A 19,978-nucleotide genomic window follows, 5' to 3' on the forward strand; every position below is an offset into this window, starting at 1 on the left:
TTTGTATTGAAAATAAAGTTATATTTTACTTATTCTTATTCTTTTTCTAATTCTATTTCATGTCCAGCTTGTGTAAGAACTACTTTTTTTCCATTTTCACTAAATGTTAGTTTTATACCTGCTTTATCAAATGTAAAAACGTTTTTTTGAATAGCATCTAATGGTAAAGAAGCCTGTCCTGTTGCTTGGGCTACAAGCTTTAAATTCTCTTTTGAAATAGTAATTTTGAAAGGCAATCCTTTTCCTGAAAAAACACCTAGAAATTTATCTAATTCTTTTTCTGTAAATACAATTTCATCAAAACTTGGTATTTCAATAGTATGATTAAAAATAGCATTTAAAATTGTACTTGAAATAAGATTTATATTATAGTTTAATGCATTAGATACTACTGCATAAGAAACTTTTTCTTTTGGAAAAATCGACACAATTGATTTGTATCCATCAATTGCTCCATCATGCCCTACTCCAAAATGATTTTCGAAAGACATATCAAATATACCTAATCCGTATTTATTAGAGAATGTTAGCATCGTGTCTAAACTTTTTCTATTGATTATTTTCAGATTAAATAAATCATTTATAAAAAAAACTAAATCTGTCGAATTACTTATTATTGCTCCTGCTCCTAATGGAACAGAATAATGTGTTTCATTTTGTTTTACCCAACCGTTTCCAAAACTATAAGAATTAGTTGTGTATTTTGATTTTTTATAAATTCCAAAATAAGTGTTTTTTAACTTTAGAGGCTTGATGATATTTTTTTCTAAAATATGAGCATAGTCTGTTTTATATATTTTTTGTAATATAAATGATAAAAGTATATAATTAGAATTACTGTATTCATTTTTCGAATTTGGCTCAAACAAAGATTGATGAATCATTATTTTATTTAAAACATCTTGTTCTGATATTTTATTTGTATTCCAATCTAAGTAATCTTCATCATCAGTTATGCTATAAATACCACTAGAATGGTTCAATAAACTTTTAATTGTTATTTTATTAGCATTTATTATTTTGGGATAAAAATCACTCAATTTAGTTTCTAAATTCAATTTTTTATCTTCAATTGCTTTTAAAATCAGTACAGAAGTAAAAAGCTTAGAAATAGAACCTATTTTATAATCAGTTGTATTGTTTGCTTTTATTTTTGATTCTATATCACTATATCCAAATGATTTACTATAAATAATTTTATCATTCGCTAATAAACTCACACTTCCCATAAATTTATCATTGGAAGATAACTCTTCAAAATAGTTTGAAAGAGATAGTGTATCTATAGTTTGAATTTGACCAAAAGATGTATTGTTTGGTAAACTAAAAATTACAGATAGAACAAAAAATTTTAGATAATTCATATTATTGTTTTTTGAAATTGTTTCTTTAATCTAAGGAGGAGAGTAATTATAAAAAACAATGTAATAGAACAGATAATCATTACAGGAATAAACCAATTTCCAAGCTGTTCGTATTGATAATAATTGAAAGAAGTACTTTTTAGCTTACCTAGTACAAAGAATTTATTTTTTAAATAATAAAAACCTATATTCTTAGGATCTAATATCTTTTTAATACTCAGAAAAATAAAAAAGAATAATGATAAATAAAGTATTAAAAAAATAATATAAGAGACTCCATTTGTGATATTCATTAGTAAAGCATTAAATATTTTTATAGGATTAAAAGATTTGGTTGCTTCATATAATCTTTTTTCTCCAACTAATTCTTTCAAGAATACTTCTGGATTTCCAAGTTTTTCTGTGACATCTAAAATATTTTCAACCTCACTTTTATTTGAATTCAATAATGATTCGTAAATATGACTATTAATTTCAAGTAATATATCATTTTGGCTCTCTTTACTAAGACTTTTTATTACATTTCTTACTCTATCAAAATATTGTATGTATATTCTTTGGGCAGATTCATCATTAAAATTTACTTCTTTAAATTTCATAATTATAATTTATTTATAGTGTTATTAAGATCAATCCAATAATCTTTCATCGTAAGAAAAGTAGATTTACCTTCTTCGGTAATTGTATAATATTTTCGAGGAATACCTGATTTTTGCTCTTTCCATGAAAAATCTACAAGTTCTTCGTTTTTTAACCTAACAAGTAAAGGATATAAAGTTCCTTCGGCAATATCTATACTTGTTAACTCTTTTATCCCGGTAATTAATTCATATCCATAATATTCTTTTCCATCTGAAAGTATATTTAAAACAATATAAGAGAGTGTCCCTTTTTTTAATTGGGATATCCATTTATTTTTAAAATTCTCATTCATAATTCAAATATAACAAAGTATTTTGTATAACAAAGTATTTTGTATAAAATAATTACTTTTATAGTTTTATAAATAAAATAGATAAGAAAACTCATTATAAATGAACCTAGATATAAAATAATATGTAAAAAAATCCGAAGAATTTTACTCCTTCGGATTCAAATAACACTAAATAATTTAGCTATTTTAATTAAAATGTTCAATAATTAATGAGCATGTTCTCCTCCTGAATCACTCATTTTTGCATTAATAAAAAAAGCTCCTTTAATCACCACTTTTACATCTTTACCAATATCATTTATAGGAGTTATACCAGTAAATCCAAATTCTGAAGTTCCTTTTACTATTTCTATCTTTTCAAAATTTATACTTTTCAATTGTTTCTTTACATTCTTATTAGTATTTTTTTCAGATTCATGTCCATGATCTTCTATTCCTTCATCATGCTCATTATCTTTAGTTTTATGTTCTTCATTTTTTTTATTGGTTTGAACAAAAATATAAAATTTACCATCTGCTTCCACAATAGCATCATTAGGAACTGCAGGCGTTGCTGATCTATCAATTCCTACAATTCCTGTGATATTCATATTATCAATAAGACCTTGCTTACTTCCTATAACATCGCAATGCACAGAAATAGTTTTACTATCACTTGAAAATGATGAACCTATACTATAAACTTTTGCTCTATAATCAATTTCAGGATTATTAGTTAATCTAAATTGAACAATTTGACCAACTCTCATTCTAGGTAAATCTTTTTCAAAAACCTGTAAATCAAGATGAATAGAATTATTATCAATTAGTTCTACAATTGGTGAAGAAATATCTACATAACTACCAATCTGAGCAATAACATTACTTACATAACCACTTATTGGAGAAGTAATAACTAATCCCGATTGAAAATTCTTATTACTTACTTTTGCTGGATTAATCCCCATTAATTGTAATTGACGTTTTAATGAAGCAAGTTGAGATTTCAAAGATTTTAATTCTGTTGTAGAACTCTGAAGATTTTTTTTAGCTCCTGCATCATTATTAAATAATTCTGTTTGTCTATTATATTCTTGCTCTGCATAAGTAATCTTACTACTAACTGTTAAATATTGTTCCTGAATTTGAATAAATTCTGGATTCGAAATTGTAGCAACAATTTGACCTTTCTTTATATAATCACCAATTTCTACAGGCAAAGATTTAATAACACCTCCATAAATAGATGTTACAGAAGCTTTACTATTATTAGGAACCCGAAGATTTCCGTTAGCTTTTATCGTTGCCATCAAATCTCTATTTTCTATCGTTCCTAACGTTACTCCTACCGCTTTCATCTGTTCTTCTATAAGCGTTGTAATTGTTATTGGCTCTTCTTCATGATTATCTTTTTTAACCTCTATTTTAGGTTCAACCTCCTTCACTTCTTTTTGTCTACAATTCGTAAATAACAGCAAAGTGATTATTGAAACAAAAGTTATATATTTTATATTTTTCATTTTATTGATTGATTAAAGAATTAATTTGAATGACAGATTCATTTACTTTTTGAATAGATTCTAAGTATTTAAGTTGAATATTCGTTGCTGTTTGTAAAGCAAAAAGATACTCTACGTATGAAATTTCTCCTGTTTTATAACCAAGTTGTGCGGCTTTTACTATTTTTTCAGCATTAGGTAATGCTTGATTTTTATAATAATAAAACTGTTTAACATCTTGTTGGTATTGACTAATTGTATTACTTAAAATTGTAGACATTTGTTGTTGTTGAAATTTCACTGTACTTTCTATCATTTGTTTTTGATAATCAATAGATTTTATACGTGCTTTCGTTGCTCCAAAAGTTAAAGGAATAGAAACTCCAACATTTACATAACTGAATCTATTTCCTGAATTTGCATATCTTTCTCCAGATTTAAAATCCTGCATACCAATTAGCGACTGATTGGAATAGCCTAAAGTAAAATCGGGTAAACCTTCTGCTTTTTCAACACTTTTAGATTTTTCTAAAACCTCCATTTCTTGATATAAAGATCTAATTAAAGGGTGATTTGCTATTAAAGAATTATCAAGAATATTTTCTAGTTTTAATGGTTCATAATTTTTATCAGCAACAATTTCAAATGATTCCTCTGTATTTAATAATACTTTAAGGCTTTTATAGGCATTTTGAAGAAATACTTCATTTTGTTGTATTAAAAGATTTATTTCTCCTTTCTGAGTTTCAGCAGTATTAATTTCGATTTTTTTAATATCACCTGCATTATATCTTACAGTTGCTATTCTTATAAAATCCTGATATAATTGATCAAGTTCATTTAATTTAGTTTCGTTATTATTTAAATATTCAATTTGTTGATATAACGTACGTATTTGCTTCACCATCTCATTAATAGAAACTTCTTTCTCTATTTCTTTACTTTTTACTTCTTGCTGTATAAGTTCCTTTCTTGCTTTAAACAAAGTAGGAAATGGAATATTCTGAGAGATAGAATAAGATTGATCAAACTTTGGGCTATTATATTGCCCTAGTTGTGCTTCAAATCCAAGTTTTGGTAATTCATTAGCTGTTTTCTTTAATACTTCAGTCGAACTAATATCTAATTTTTTTGATTTTATTCTCTCATTATTATTCAAGGCTATATCCAAGGCTTGATCTAATGTTAATAGTTTTGATGTTTGAGCATTCGTAGTGCTTGTTAAAAACAAAAATCCAATTACAATAAAAAATGTTATAGGTTTTAATCTTCTATGTTTGAAATTGAAGTTAGTTGTACAAAAAATAATATATAACATTGGTAAAACAAATAATGTCAAAAATGTAGCAGTAACTAAACCTCCTATTACAACAGTAGCTAAAGGTTTTTGAACTTCTGCGCCAGCACTTGTACTTATCGCCATAGGTAAAAAACCAAAAGAAGCAACTGCTGCTGTCATCAAAACAGGGCGAAGACGTGATTTTGTTCCTTCAAATACTCGAGTATAAACATCCGTCATACCTTCTTTTTCTAGAGTATTAAATGTTCCTATTAATACAATCCCATTTAAAACAGCAACACCAAACAAAGCAATAAAACCGATTCCGGCACTAATACTAAAAGGCATATCTCTAATTAAAAGAGCTAAAACTCCTCCTATAGCACTCATTGGAATAGCTGTAAAAATTAGAAAAGCTTGTTTCATTGATCTAAATGTCAAATACAATAACATAAAAATTAAAAATAACGAAATAGGTACTGCTATCATTAAACGCTTACTTGCTGCTTGTAAATTTTCAAATTGCCCTCCATATGTAAAATAATATCCTGGAGGTAATACTATCTCTTTGTCTAACTTAGATTGAATATCTTTAACCACACTTGCTATGTCCCTATTTTTTACATTAAATCCAATAACAATTCTTCTTTTACCTTCTTCACGACTTATTTGTGCTGGTCCTAATTTGTAACTTATATTAGCAACTTGTGAAAGAGGAATTTGGTTTCCACTATTCGTTGCCAACATCAAGTTATTAACATCATTAATATTAGTACGATTTATACTATCTAAACGAACAACCAAATCAAAACGACGTTCATTTTCGAAAACTTGCCCTGCAGACTTTCCTGCAAAAGCAGTACTTAAAGCATCATTTACATCTAAAACACTTAAACCATAATTTGCTAAACGTGTTCTATCATATTCTACATTTATTTGCGGTAAACCACTTATACGCTCAATTTGTGGATCTGTTGCCCCATCAATAGATTGAATAATTTTACCAACTTTATCTGCATAAATAGATAACGAATCCAAATTTTCTCCAAATATTTTAACCGCAACATCCTGACGAATCCCTGTCATCAACTCATTAAATCTCATTTGTATTGGTTGATTTTTTTCAAAGAAAACACCAGGAATAACCTCTAATTTCTCTGAAATTTCATTCGCCAATTCATCATAAGTTTTTTTTGTTTTCCATTCATTTTGAGGTTTTAGAATAACCATCATGTCCGTTGCTTCGGGTGGCATAGGATCTGTAGGAACTTCAGCAGATCCTGTTTTACCAATTACCATTTTTACCTCATCAAATTCTTTTATAATTCTAGATGCTTGCATAGATGTTTCTAAACTCTGACTTAATGAACTACCTTGTGGTAAAATACAATGATATGCAAAATCTCCTTCTTGTAATTGTGGAATAAACTCACCTCCCATACGACTAAAAATAAATGCACAAATTACAAACGTAGTAACCGTAATTGTTACTATTATATATTTTACTTTTATAGCTTTTCTTAAAAGAGGATTATATATACTATAAAGTTTATCCATTATTCTATCTGAGAATGTAGGTTTTGGATTTATGTTTTTAGATAAAAACAAAGCACTCATCATCGGAATATAAGTCATTGAAAGAATTAACGCTCCTATAATTGCAAAAGCTACTGTTTTTGCCATAGGCGAAAACATTTTGCCTTCAACACCAACCAACGTTAAAATAGGAATATAAACAATAAGAATTATTATTTCTCCGAAAGCTGCACTACTACGAATTTTAGAAGCAGAAAGAAAAACTTCTTCATCCATTTCTTTTTGTGTAAGTCTTCGTATTTTTTTATTTAATCCCAAATGATGTAAAGTAGCCTCTACAATAATGACAGAACCATCGACAATCAATCCAAAATCAATAGCACCTAAACTCATCAAATTGGCACTTACACCAAATACATTCATCATTCCAAGTGCAAATAATAATGATAACGGAATGGCTGAAGCAACAATTAAACCTGCACGGAAATTTCCTAAAAACAAAACAAGAACAAAAATTACAATCAATGCACCTTCAATTAAATTCTTTTCAATCGTTTTTATTGCTCTTCCTACAAGATCAGTTCTATCCAAATAAGGTTCTATAACAACATCTGCAGGTAGAGATTTCTGAATTGTTGGAAGTTTATCCTTAACCCTATTAACAACTTCATTAGAATTTTCTCCTTTCAGCATCATCACAACTCCACCAACAGCATCTACTTGTCCATTGTAGGTCATTGCCCCATAACGTATCGCACTTCCAAAACGAACATTAGCCACATCTTTTACAAAAATTGGAACACTTCCTCCATCATCATTTTTTACTGCAATATTTTCTACATCTTTTAAAGAAGTCACAAGACCGATACCTCTTATAAAATAAGCATTAGGCTTTTTATCAATATAAGCACCACCAGTATTTTGGTTATTATTCTCTAGTGCAGTAAAAACATCTAAAATACTCACTCCCATTGCTTTTAATTTATCGGGATTAATTGCAACTTCGTATTGTTTCAACTCACCACCAAAACTATTTATTTCAGCTACACCAGGTGTTCCATTTAACTGTCTTCTTACAATCCAATCTTGCATTGTACGTAAATCTTTTGCAGTATATTTCTTTTCACTTCCTTTTTTCGGATGAAGAATATATTGGTATACTTCACCTAAACCAGTACTAACAGGGGCAAGCTCTGGAATTCCGACACCTTGTGGAATTTCTTCTTGTGCTTGTTTTAGTCGTTCACCAATTAACTGACGAGCAAAATAAATATCTACATTTTCTTTAAAAACAACAGTAATAACTGATAAACCAAATCTTGAAATACTTCTTATTTCTTCAATATCTGGCACATTTGCAATACTTTGCTCTATTGGAAAAGTAACAAATTGTTCAACTTCTTGTCCTGCAAGAGTTGGGCTTGAAGTAATAATTTGAACCTGATTATTAGTGATGTCAGGTATTGCATCAATAGGTAATTTCTGAGCACTCCACACACCCCAAATTATCCAAACAACAGTTAAAATACCAATAACAAACTTGTTCTTGATACTAAACTTTATAATATTATCTAACATTTTAAAATTTTATGAATGTTTACTATAAAAACCGTAAGCAAATCATTAATAAATGAAGCATACGAATATGTTTACCTAAGGAGAATCCAAAGGCATAAACATATATAATAACAGCTATTTTAAAATATTATATTTTAGGCGGTTGCCATATATTCCCGTAGAAATGAGAATATAAATCAGTATCTATTAATGGAAACTTTAACTTATCGGTTATTTGAAATTTAGGTTCTTTTATTTCTATAGAATTAAAGTTAAAGTCTGTTCTAGCAACTGTACCACAACAAGAACATGAACAAAAAGGACTACAAAAATCTTCATGTATATCTTGACTTTTTATTTCATCTACTTTCGATTGTTCTTTTGTACTATTTCTATTAAATTCTTTATAAGCATCATTGCATGGCGATAAAGATAAAGCCAACATGTAAATACTTAATATGAATATAATTAATTTCACTTTTTTAAATTCTATATAAAATTGATAAGTTCTATTTCACAAATCTACATGTATTATTCTGCAATTTGATTGCAAAATAAAAATAAATTAAACAAATTTTTTGGGCGTTCCTTTCAGGTCGGGCTTTCCATTACAATCTTTTATAAAAAAGATATAAATAAGACTTTAGTCATTCAATTTTTTATAAAAGGATTTTCATTGCAATCACTAACGCATAAGAAAAATTAAAAAGAAGCTAATCAATTAAGATTAACTTCCTTTCATTTAAATTAAAAAAAATATAAGTAATAAATTTACCCTTCGGTAAACTCAATTTCTTTGCTTCTATCTCCTCCTAAATTTGCATTTATAAATTTTTCATTAGAAGGAAGTTCAATTTCATAATCTTCTAAAATTTGAATTTCTACTTTACCTTTTTCCATCATAAAATCTAATGTATGACCACCTCCATTTCTTAATTCTGTAATAAAATGTAAATGATAACCTGCTACAGTAATTCCTTGCATATAATCTGGTGAATAAAAACCTGCTAACAACCCTTGTTTATCATGAAAAACAAATTCTTTTTGGTCATTTACTGCCAACATAAATTTTTTATATGGTTTATGCTGTTTAGAAACAGTTCTTGTACGTACAGTTGAAAAATATCCTTCCAAATGAATTGCATAAAACAAATTTGGACCAGGAGTTAACTGCTTCATCAATTGATCTAGACCTTCTTTATTTATTGATTCTGTAATTTCGTGTACTATATCAGCTTTAAAATTAGTAACTGATGCAAATGGTGTTTTTTGAGACATATTTGCTTTAGATGAAGTTCCATCTGCTTTTATTTGATAAAATTCTCCATTATATGCTACCATTTCTCCATCCATTCCATTAAAAGTTCCTAAACCAAAATCGCCATGTTCTGCAATTTCTCCAATTGTTTTTTCACTTTCATATAATCCCTCCAACAATCCATTCATAATAGAAAATTGAAATAATTTTGCTCTTTTCATAATTCTTAAAAATTATTTATTTCTCTAGACTAAAGCTTCTGCATGCAGCGCTTTTCCTAATTTTATATTATCTCTATAATCAATAGGAATATCAACAATAACAGGGCCTTCTGTTGCTAATGCCTTTTTTAGAATATCTTCCATATCTGTTGCATCATTTACTCTGAAACCTTTTGCTCCAAAACTTTCTGCATATTTTACGACATCTATAGGTCCAAATTCTATTCCAGAAGTTCTACCATATTTCATTTCCTCTTGAAAAGCAACCATATCATACGTTCCATCTGTCCATACAAAATGAGTTATATTAGATTTTAGTCTAACTGCTGTTTCTAATTCCATTGCAGAAAATAAAAATCCTCCATCACCAGAAATAGAAACTACTTTTTCATTTGGGTGAACCAGCGATGCTGCTATTGCCCAAGGTAATGCAACACCAAGTGTTTGTTGCCCATTACTAAATAAAAGTCTTTTTGGTTCAAATACTTGGAAATATCTTGCCATCCAAATATAATGAGAACCTATATCACATGTTACTGTGACATTATCTCCAATATTATCTCTTAATAACTTTATGAACTGTAATGGATGAACTTTTTCTCCCTCTTTTACTGTTGGAATTTTTTGTTTATCCTCAATAAACTGTGCATGATACTTATCTAATAATGGATAAACAACATCTTTTTTTTCAGGAATTAAATCTTTCAATTCATTTAATGTTGCACTGATATCCCCTATTAATTCTAGTTGAGGTTGATAAAAATTATCAATATCAGCTTGATTATAATCTAAATGGATAATTGTTGCATCCTTGGATGTATTCCAAAAGTGAGGATCGTATTCTACAGGATCATACCCAATTGCTAAAATAACATCTGCTTTACTAAGCAATATATCTCCTGGCTGGTTTCGGAATAATCCTATTCGACCAACATGGTATTCTTCTAAATCTCTTGGTAATAAACCAGCTCCTTGAAAAGTTCCTACAACTGGAAAAGGTCTTTTATAGAATAAGGCTCTTGCTGCAGCGACAACATCATCAGCATTTGATGATTCTCCAGCAATAATTACAGGATTTTTTGCATTTAATAATAATTCTGCTGCTAATTTAATATACTCTTTTGGAGCAGAGCCAGATTGTATATTTGTTGTTGCTTTTATCACATTTGTTGTTGCATCTCCTGTTACAACATCATTTGGTAAACTAATAAATGTTGCCCCTTTTCTTGGTTGTTCTGCAATTCGAAAAGCATTCGTTAAAACTTCTGGTATTGCATTGGAATCAGTAACCTCTAAACTCATTTTTGTTACAGGCTTCATGATACTTACTGCATCCAAAGATTGATGCGTTCTCTTAAAAGAATCACTTCTTTTTACAGCTCCTGCTATCGCTACAATTGGGTCTCCTTCTGTCGTTGCTGTTGCTAATCCTGTTGTTAGATTGGTAGCTCCTGGACCAGAAGTAACCATACAAACACCAGGTTTCCCTGTTAACCTACCAATTGCAGCTGCCATGAAAGCTGCATTTTGTTCGTGACGACAAACGATTAAAGGTATATTTTGTTCTACTAATTCATCGAAAACTGGATCTATTTTAGCTCCTGGTATTCCAAAAACTTGTTTTACATTTTGTTCTTTAAGTGTTTTTACAACTAAAGAAGCTCCTGTTTCTATATTTTTCATGATATTAACTAAATAATTAATAACTCCGTAAATAATATTATTGTCAAATAATTGTGCTTTTATTTAACAATACTAAGTTAATCTGAAATTAAAGTTTTAACAATCGTAATTACTAATACAATTGATAGGCTATACTTATGAATAATATAATTATTATAACTATTTTTATATAACAATACATTCATATTAAATACTGAAGCATTATTTATTTTATCAAAAATTTCGCGTTAGGGGTTGAAGTGGAAATCCTTTTCTAATTTGATGCATTTCGACTTTCGCTCAATAAACAATTAGAAAAGATTTAAACGGAAAACCCGACCGAAGGGAACACCCAAAATAAAAAAATAGAAGTATTAGATATGTTATATTCAATTTTTAAAATTATGGAATTACACCAATTAAAATATTTTATAAAAGTTGCAGAAATATTGCATTTTACTAAAGCATCCGAAGAATTATATATTTCTCAGCCTGCTCTTTCACAGCAAATGAAGCAATTGGAAGATGAGCTAAAAGTTCCACTATTTTATAGAAAAGGACGAAATATTCAGCTAACACAAGCAGGAGAAATATTTTTGGATTATGCTAGACAGGCTTTAAATGTTGTAAAAGAAGGAAAGAAAGCCATGAGTGACTTGAAAAATGAAGTGAGTGGAACTATAAAAATTGGGATTATGTATTCCTATTTCGCTCCATTAGTTGACTTACTTCCTAAGTTTTGTAGTAAATATCCTAATGTTTCGTTGAGTTTACATTATGGAAATGATGAAGATAACAAAACAAAACTGATGAATTCTCAGTTGAATTTAGCATTGACTTTTGGTGAAAATGAGATTGACAATCAGTTTGAAATTCTTGCAAAATTTGAAGCTTTTCCTAGAGTTATAGTCAGTAAAAATCATCCTTTTGCAAAAAAAGAAACTATTAGTATAAGAGAGCTAAATGATACACTATTAGCATTGCCTACTGAAGAAAATATTATACGAAGTAGTTTGAACAAACTTTTTGATAAACATAAATTTTATCCGTTTGTGAATACCGAAATAAGTGATGCTCACTTACTATTTGATTTGGTTGAGGAAGATAAATTTGCAACAATAATGACTGATACAGCTACTTATTCGAGAAAAGATTTAGTTTTAATTCCATTGAAAGAAAAAATAAACTCTGTACAAGGAATGATTTTAGTAAAAAAAGGAACATTTATAAGCAAAGCAACTCAGATTTTTATAAATGAAGCTATAGCTATTTTAAATTCCATTCGAAAATAATAAAGTCAGCATAAATGCTGACTTTCTACATTATAAAATAAAAGATTAATGTTGATGTGTTGAATGATCTTGTTCTGTATCTACAGCATCTGTATCTCTGTCGTATAAACAACATGAGTGTAGTTTTTCATACACTTTGTCATCTGCTTTTTTATTTTGAGTATCATGACCAACCGCAACAATTGCATCTTCTACAGCATCTACATTATTTTTAGTTTCGTTAAGAACGATATGTAAATTATGTGTATCTACATCCCATGTTGCAACTTTTACTCCTTTTACACCATAAGCTGCCTTTTCTATACGTTCTTTACATTGTCCACAATTACCATTTACTTGAATGTCATGCTTAGCATTCTTGTTTTGTGCTTGTGCATTTATTCCTACTATTGCTACTAGAGCAAAGGCTATTAATTTTTTCATTTTTTTTGATATTGTTATTTAAATATTTTTCTTAATTATTTTAAACTAAATCTTAGTCCTGCATAATACATCTGTCCGAAAATTGGAGCATAAACAATAGAACTATCAAAGTTAGAACCGAATGGATTATCCCCTCCCAAAATAACACGATGTTGTCTATAATTTGAAATATTCTCTCCTCCTATATAAACTTCAAATCTTTTTGAAAAAACTCGTGTTATTTGTGCATTAATTGTACCGAATGGGTTTGAATATTCAGGTAATCGGTTTTCTGGAGCATTACCTAATGTATTTGGTAAACGTTGTTTACCTAACCAATTATAAGTAAAATCGAAACGCCAATTTTTACCATTTCTTTGATTTGTTTCATATTCCAAATTTGTAAAAAAACGATGTTTTGCTTGTAAAGGTCTTTGCATTTTTCCTGTTTCATAATCTGTAGACAAATCATAGTATTTATAAGATGTTCTTATTTTAAAATTTTTGAACGGATTATAATTAAAATCGAGCTGGAAAGAATTTGCGTATGAATTTCCTTCTAAGTTATAGAATCTAACTTGATGAGCAGAGTAATCTATATCTGTAACAATTTGATTTTGAAAACTTGTTCGATAGAAATCTGCTGTAACATCTGCATTTTTGCCAAATAATTTAAATTCTTATGTTACACTAATTCCATAATTCCATGCAATCTCTGGATCTAAACCATATGCTTTGCCTCCATCTCCTAAAATGTGAAATTGTCTTGAAGAGGCAAATAAATTCTGATTTTCTGCAAAAATATTATTAATTCGTTTACCTCGACCAATAGATGCTTTTATCGTTGTTCCTTTTACAGGTGTATAACGAGTGTGTAAACGAGGAGTTAAGAAAAATCCCATTCGATTATGATAATCAGCTCGAAGACCAGCTATCATATTGAAATTTTTCAGATTATTATATGTATATTCAAAAAATGTACCTACAGAATTATCTATTCTATCATAATTTTTATCAGTTGGTAAAGCAACAAATTCTTTGAATCTATCATACGTAAAGCTAGCTCCTGTAGAAAACTTATTTTTTGTATTATTTATAATAGAACTAAAGATATAGTTAGAATAGAAACTTTGTTGTTCTATATTATATTGATTCAATCCAAAATAAGAATCTTGTTTATGATAACTGAATGCAGTTTGTAATCCCATACTTTGAAAAGGCATTTCTGGAAATACATATCCAATTTTAGAAGATAAATCTACTCTATTTGTATTTATTTCTGAACCCCAATAATTTGTTGTTAATTTATCTCTATGTTTATCAAAATCTAACTGACCAGATTGTTTTTGATCAGTTAAATAACGAGCAGACAAAAAACCAACCCAACCTTTTTCTAAATTTTGGTACTGCCAACGATTCATTACATTTATTTGATGTCCTAATGGATTATCTAAAAATCCATCGTGATTCATATCGTTTTTTGCAACACGAGTATTTCCGTGTAAAAATAAAGTAGAACTCCATTTATCATTCAATTTTTTATTAAGATGAACATTCCCTTCGAAACGAGCATCTGTAGAACCATAAACATTAACAAATAAAGGTACATCATTATATGGTTTTATCAATTCTGTATTAATTTGTCCTGAAATACTTTCGAACCCATTAACAACAGTACCAGCTCCTTTGGTTACCTGAATACTTTCTACCCATGTACCAGGAGTAAAACTAAGACCATAAGCTTGCGAAGCACCACGAACATTTGGAATATTTTCCTCTGCTATTAAAATATAAGGAGAAGTTAATCCTAACATTTTAATTTGTTTATTACCTGTTACAGCATCCGAGAAATTAACATCAATAGAAGGATTTGTTTCAAAAGATTCAGCTAAATTACAACAAGCTGCTTTCAGTAATTCTTTACCAGACATTGTTGTCATATTAGTAGCAAATTTAGATTTTTTTAAAGAGCTACTCGTATCTCTAACCACAACTTCTTTTAGATTAGTATCACTATAATTAGTATCAAGCTGAATAGTTATATTTTGAAATTCATTTTTCAATTCCTTGAAAGTAGTTGTCTGATTTTCATAATAAACTCCTAAAGTAGATGTCGGTTGATAATCTTCTAATTCGAAATTTCCATTTTCATCAGTTAAAACAGAAACATCTGTTGATTGCCAGAACACTTCTGCTCCAACAACTGGTTGATTATTTTGATCTGTTATTTTCCCTTTTAAAGAGGTTTGTGCGTATGTAATAGCTGCACTTAGTATAAATACTGAAGTGAATATTTTTTTCATTTTCACGATTTAAGGCATAATGCCTATTTATTATTGCGTACTTTTTGATTATAATTTAATCAAGTACTTAAATATTTGAATAATAGCTTATTGATTTCTGATTGATTTCAATCAAAATAAAATAGTTTATTATCCTTCGTAAAAAGTTAATTGAGAATTTTTTATATAATTTGGAGGAGCATTTGAATCTACAAAAAACTCTAGAAAATGTTTCTTACTAATTACAGTTGAATTTACTATAGGTATTTCTATTTGTAAAACTTCTGTAATTACTGTATAAATAGGAACAAGTTTTTGTATAGAAACTACTTGTTTATGATTATTCTTATCTGAATAAGATATGTCTTTACAACAATCATCTTTTTGTTTAGATTCCCCTTTAGGAGATTCACAATGATTTTTCTGTTTTAGAGTTGAACAACAAGATTTTACTTTATCTATTTTACAACTAGTATTACCTAAATGATTTAATTTTATTTTTTTTATTTCATCTTGGCAATAATGCGTCGAAAATGCTAAGTTAAGATTAGAAAAAATCAAAACCATCGACAAAACAAACTTTATGTATTGTTGCACTTTCATTAAAAACAAAAATAATAAAAATATTGAAAAGATTAAAGTTCTATTATTTATATGATTTTCAGAATTTGTTATAAAATATACATATTAGAATTTTACAAAAACATGCCTAAATTATCATCAAAAATCATTAAAATTGCATTAAAATAAGAATACACATTTTAATTATGTCAGAAGATATTTTCAAGAAAGTAATTTCACACGCGAAAGAATATGGATTCATTTTTCAATCGAGTGAAATTTATGATGGATTATCAGCCGTTTATGACTATGGACAAAACGGAGCTGAGTTAAAAAATAACATCAAACAATATTGGTGGAAAGCAATGGTACAAATGCATGAAAACATTGTCGGCATTGACTCTGCAATATTTATGCACCCTACAACTTGGAAAGCTTCTGGCCATGTAGACGCTTTTAATGATCCATTAATCGATAATAAAGATTCCAAAAAAAGATATCGTGCTGATGTTTTAGTTGAAGATTTCTGTGGTAAAATTGAAGTTAAAATTGATAAAGAAGTTGCAAAAGCAGCAAAACGTTTTGGTGAATCTTTTGATAAAGAACAATTTTTAGCAACAAATCCAAAAGTAATTGGATATAAAGAACAAATTGATTCAATTTTACATCGTTTAGGAAAATCTTTAGAAAATGAAGATTTAGAAGATGTAAAAGCTTTAATAGAAGAATTAGAAATTGCTGATCCAGTAACTGGTTCTAAAAATTGGACAGAAGTACGTCAATTCAATTTAATGTTTGGAACAAAATTAGGTGCAACAGCGGATCAAGCAATGGATTTATATCTACGTCCAGAAACAGCACAAGGTATTTTCTTAAATTACTTGAATGTTCAAAAAACAGGACGTATGAAATTACCATTTGGAATTGCACAAATAGGAAAAGCATTCCGTAATGAAATTGTTGCTCGTCAATTTATTTTCCGTCAACGTGAGTTTGAACAAATGGAGATGCAATTTTTCGTGAAACCAGGAACTGAATTAGAATGGTACGAAAAATGGAAACAGACACGTATGCGTTGGCACCAAACTTTAGGATTAGGAAAAGATAATTATCGTTTTCATGATCACGAAAAATTAGCTCATTATGCTAATGCTGCTGCTGATATTGAGTTTAAATTCCCTTTTGGATTCAAAGAGTTAGAAGGAATTCACTCTCGTACAAACTTTGATTTAAGTAGCCATGAGAAATTTTCTGGTAAAAAATTACAGTATTTTGATAATGAAACAAATGAATCTTATGTTCCTTATGTTGTAGAAACATCTGTTGGATTAGATCGTATGTTTTTAGCTGTATTCTCAAACTCTTTAAAAGAAGAAGTTTTAGAAGATGGATCAGAACGTGTAGTTTTAGCTTTACCAGCTGCTTTAGCTCCAATAAAAGTTGCAATTTTACCATTAGTTAAAAAAGATGGTTTACCAGAATTTGCTGAGCAAATCGTTAAAAAATTACGTTTAGATTATAATGTTATGTACGAAGAAAAAGATTCTATTGGTAAACGATACCGTAGAATGGATGCTATTGGTACACCATTTTGTATTACAGTAGATCATGATTCATTAAATGATAATTCAGTTACATTACGATTCCGTGACACAATGGAACAAAAGCGAGTTCATATAGATGAATTAGCTTCTATTATAGATAAAGAAGTTAATATGAAATATTTATTTGAACAATTATAAAATATAATTCAATAAAAAAAACTCAGAGATTATCTCTGAGTTTTTTTTATTGAATTATTTGAACAATTTCTTTAGTTTATTATCAATTTTGAAGTTGTTACTCCATCATTAGTTCCTATTTTTATAATATAAATTCCTTTTGGTAAATTTGTATTGATTTGTTTCTTAAAATTTCCTGAAGAATTATAGTTATTTGAATAAACTATTCTCCCATTAAAATCAACTATTTCTAAATTTACATTTCCTGTTGATTTTTGTTCTATGTAAAAAGATCCATTAGATGGATTGGGATAAATAAGATTTGTATTTTTTATTTCTATATCATTTGAAGCTAAAGATGAATCTGTTTCAAATTTTTTAACTGCTAAAAAAATATTATCCACAGCTTCAATCATAATATAACCATCTGTTACATCCTTAGCATCTGTAGGCAAAGAAAAATTTGCAGATCCTGTATTATCTACAATACCTAATTCCTTAAATGTAGATCCTCCATCCCAAGAAATAGAAATTTTAACTTTTGAAGTGTTAATAGGTACTAAATTAGTATTCCCAACATTCCATGTTACATCAAAGTTATTTTTATTAATCCCTAATTTATCATCAACACTTGGTTTTGTAATTTTAAAAGCTTCAGTATTGTCAGCTACTATAACTTTTACTTCTCCATAACTATTTTGTGGTCCTTCTACATTATAATCTCTTGCAGTAACTGTAAAATTATATGTTCTAGGAACTGTTGTTAAAGACTCTCCTTGAATATTTGGCTCGTTAAATTCATTTAGATTTGGTTCTGTTCTAATTTCTCTAATCAAACTATCATTTAGAATTTTTTGAAAACTAGGAAAATAACGATATGTTTCTTTTACAGGTTTATATGATCTAAAATTAGGACCAGATGTTTTTATAGATCTTACTCTACTATTTACTCCTATAGAAAAAAATGTCCCTGTATCATTTTGTTCCCAAGCTACAACTACATCATCATTTTCATTATCAGAAACTTTAGAATTTAATTTAAATGCTGTTCCTATAGGGATATTATAAACTGTATTCTCAATTTCAATTTTTGGAGCTGTATTTAAAATTGGTCTTGTAATTCCACATGTTTTATTTTCTAAATTATCCTGTATTTGTTTCAAACTAGCATGAGAAAAATAATCATCTGAATGTCTTTGCACATTATAATAAGTGATCCCTGCATAACTCATTATTGTAGAACCACTCCCTGGTTCTACTTGTACTTGCTTTCCAGTATCTTCATAAGAAAACGAAAAAGTATGATTTGCACCAATTTGATGACCTATTTCATGAGCAACAAAATCAATATCAAATGCATCTCCTTTTGGTAATCCAATATATGGAGAAGTAAAACCACTACCTTTTCCAATAGGAAAATCTGTTTCACAAATACAACCTATACATCCTGCATTTCCACCACCACCAGCATGACCAAACAAGTGACCTATATCGTAATTATTTTCTCCAAAATTATCTCGTAAGTTTCTTTGTAGTTCCACGTTCCATCTATTTGTATAAGTATAAACAGAATCTCTTTTCATTCCATCTTTTTCATTAGAGTAAGGATCTGTATTTGGGTCTAAATAAATTAATTTTTCAATATCATCTGTCAATATAAAATTAACAGATAATTCTTTTTCAAAAACACCATTTACACGAGTCATTGTATTATTCATAGCTTCAAGAGACTTTTCTACAGTACCTCCAAAAACCTTACTATACTCACCTGTTACAGAAAGTGCCAAACGATATGTTTTAAATGTATTTTCAGCTATTTGAACTTTACTATTATTTTTATTTGCTATAGATTTTAAAGATTCATGTACCTCTGGTGTAAGACAATTAAAATCTCCTTTATTTGTTTTTGAGTGTACTTCAAAATATTCTCCTCCTTTTGAATAAGTTTCTAAAAATTCTGATTTATTTTGATCTCTAAAAATTGTAGAACTAATACCTGATGGACCTGTACTAAATCTTAAATATGAAGAATCCTTCAAACTTTTCCCTACATAAGAGCGAATATTAGGATATTTTGCTTGATCTTTTGTTGATAAATTTGAAGCTTCCCAGACTTCAAAACGTTCTAATTCACCATCAGCATTTGGTAATACAAGAACAGTTCCTGTTTGATTTGAACTTCTTGAATTAACATTAATCAAAACTTCATCTAAAGAACTACGTTGTAATTTAAAAATTTTTTGATTTCGTTTTTCCTTATATTCATTTTTAGCCATCGGATAAGCTTCACCTTCATTAACTAATTTCCAATTTTGTCCATAAGAATAAAAATTACCAATTAATAAGGTTATAAAGAGTATTTTTTTCATCATATTTATAAATTTTAATTATTTTTAATAAGTCTAAATTAATTTAAAGTAAAAGTAATACT

The 19,978-nt window shown here is 28.5% G+C and carries 13 protein-coding genes and 1 pseudogene; 2 read left to right on the forward strand and 12 right to left on the reverse strand.

Features of this window, described 5'->3' with window-relative positions:
• Positions 1-35: 35 nt before the first annotated feature.
• From RT575_RS12520 to alsS, 8 genes are all read right to left on the reverse strand, one after another.
• Positions 36-1,364 (reverse strand): serine hydrolase domain-containing protein, encoded by a 1,329-nt coding sequence (locus RT575_RS12520; RefSeq protein ID WP_313581288.1) that lies wholly within the window; start codon positions 1,362-1,364, stop codon positions 36-38.
• Positions 1,361-1,963: an HAAS signaling domain-containing protein gene (locus RT575_RS12525; RefSeq protein WP_313581290.1), complete on the reverse strand. Its 603-nt coding sequence runs from the start codon at positions 1,961-1,963 to the stop codon at positions 1,361-1,363. The genes RT575_RS12520 and RT575_RS12525 overlap by 4 nt, the downstream gene beginning before the upstream one ends.
• 2 nt (positions 1,964-1,965) lie before the next feature.
• Complete coding sequence (locus tag RT575_RS12530) at positions 1,966-2,298, reverse strand: PadR family transcriptional regulator (protein ID WP_313581292.1); 333 nt, start codon at positions 2,296-2,298, stop codon at positions 1,966-1,968.
• A 206-nt stretch (positions 2,299-2,504) separates the two neighbouring features.
• The gene (locus RT575_RS12535) at positions 2,505-3,797 is read right to left on the reverse strand and encodes an efflux RND transporter periplasmic adaptor subunit (protein WP_313581294.1); all 1,293 of its coding nucleotides are present in this window, start codon (positions 3,795-3,797) and stop codon (positions 2,505-2,507) included.
• Between the two features lies 1 nt (position 3,798).
• Positions 3,799-8,169, reverse strand: a complete 4,371-nt coding sequence (locus tag RT575_RS12540) for a CusA/CzcA family heavy metal efflux RND transporter (RefSeq protein WP_313581296.1) — start codon at positions 8,167-8,169, stop codon at positions 3,799-3,801.
• Between the two features lie 127 nt (positions 8,170-8,296).
• The gene (locus RT575_RS12545) at positions 8,297-8,626 is read right to left on the reverse strand and encodes a DUF6660 family protein (protein WP_313581298.1); all 330 of its coding nucleotides are present in this window, start codon (positions 8,624-8,626) and stop codon (positions 8,297-8,299) included.
• 293 nt (positions 8,627-8,919) lie between these two features.
• Positions 8,920-9,627: an acetolactate decarboxylase gene (gene budA, locus RT575_RS12550; protein WP_313581299.1), complete on the reverse strand. Its 708-nt coding sequence runs from the start codon at positions 9,625-9,627 to the stop codon at positions 8,920-8,922.
• 24 nt (positions 9,628-9,651) lie between these two features.
• Positions 9,652-11,310: an acetolactate synthase AlsS gene (gene alsS / locus RT575_RS12555; RefSeq protein ID WP_313581301.1), complete on the reverse strand. Its 1,659-nt coding sequence runs from the start codon at positions 11,308-11,310 to the stop codon at positions 9,652-9,654.
• A gap of 383 nt (positions 11,311-11,693) precedes the next feature.
• Between alsS and RT575_RS12560 the strand changes: the two genes are divergently transcribed.
• Entirely contained in the window at positions 11,694-12,581 is an 888-nt protein-coding gene (locus RT575_RS12560) for a LysR family transcriptional regulator (protein ID WP_313581303.1), read from the forward strand.
• A gap of 45 nt (positions 12,582-12,626) precedes the next feature.
• Here the strand turns inward: RT575_RS12560 and RT575_RS12565 are convergent, their stop codons facing one another.
• The 3 genes and pseudogenes from RT575_RS12565 to RT575_RS12575 all read right to left on the reverse strand — a co-directional run bounded on the left by RT575_RS12565 (position 12,627) and on the right by RT575_RS12575 (position 15,868).
• Positions 12,627-13,004: a cation transporter gene (locus RT575_RS12565; RefSeq protein ID WP_313581305.1), complete on the reverse strand. Its 378-nt coding sequence runs from the start codon at positions 13,002-13,004 to the stop codon at positions 12,627-12,629.
• A 35-nt stretch (positions 13,005-13,039) separates the two neighbouring features.
• A pseudogene (locus tag RT575_RS12570) lies at positions 13,040-15,286 on the reverse strand (carboxypeptidase-like regulatory domain-containing protein).
• 129 nt (positions 15,287-15,415) lie between these two features.
• A complete protein-coding gene (locus RT575_RS12575; protein WP_409515955.1) occupies positions 15,416-15,868 on the reverse strand; it encodes an HYC_CC_PP family protein in 453 nt (150 codons plus the stop codon).
• 164 nt (positions 15,869-16,032) lie between these two features.
• Between RT575_RS12575 and RT575_RS12580 the strand changes: the two genes are divergently transcribed.
• A complete protein-coding gene (locus RT575_RS12580) occupies positions 16,033-17,568 on the forward strand; it encodes a glycine--tRNA ligase (protein ID WP_313581309.1) in 1,536 nt (511 codons plus the stop codon).
• A gap of 71 nt (positions 17,569-17,639) precedes the next feature.
• Here the strand turns inward: RT575_RS12580 and RT575_RS12585 are convergent, their stop codons facing one another.
• Positions 17,640-19,916, reverse strand: a complete 2,277-nt coding sequence (locus RT575_RS12585) for a reprolysin-like metallopeptidase (protein WP_313581311.1) — start codon at positions 19,914-19,916, stop codon at positions 17,640-17,642.
• Between the last annotated feature and the right edge of the window lie 62 nt (positions 19,917-19,978).

The organism is Chishuiella sp. (assembly GCF_032109125.1).
Lineage (GTDB): Bacteria > Bacteroidota > Bacteroidia > Flavobacteriales > Weeksellaceae > Empedobacter.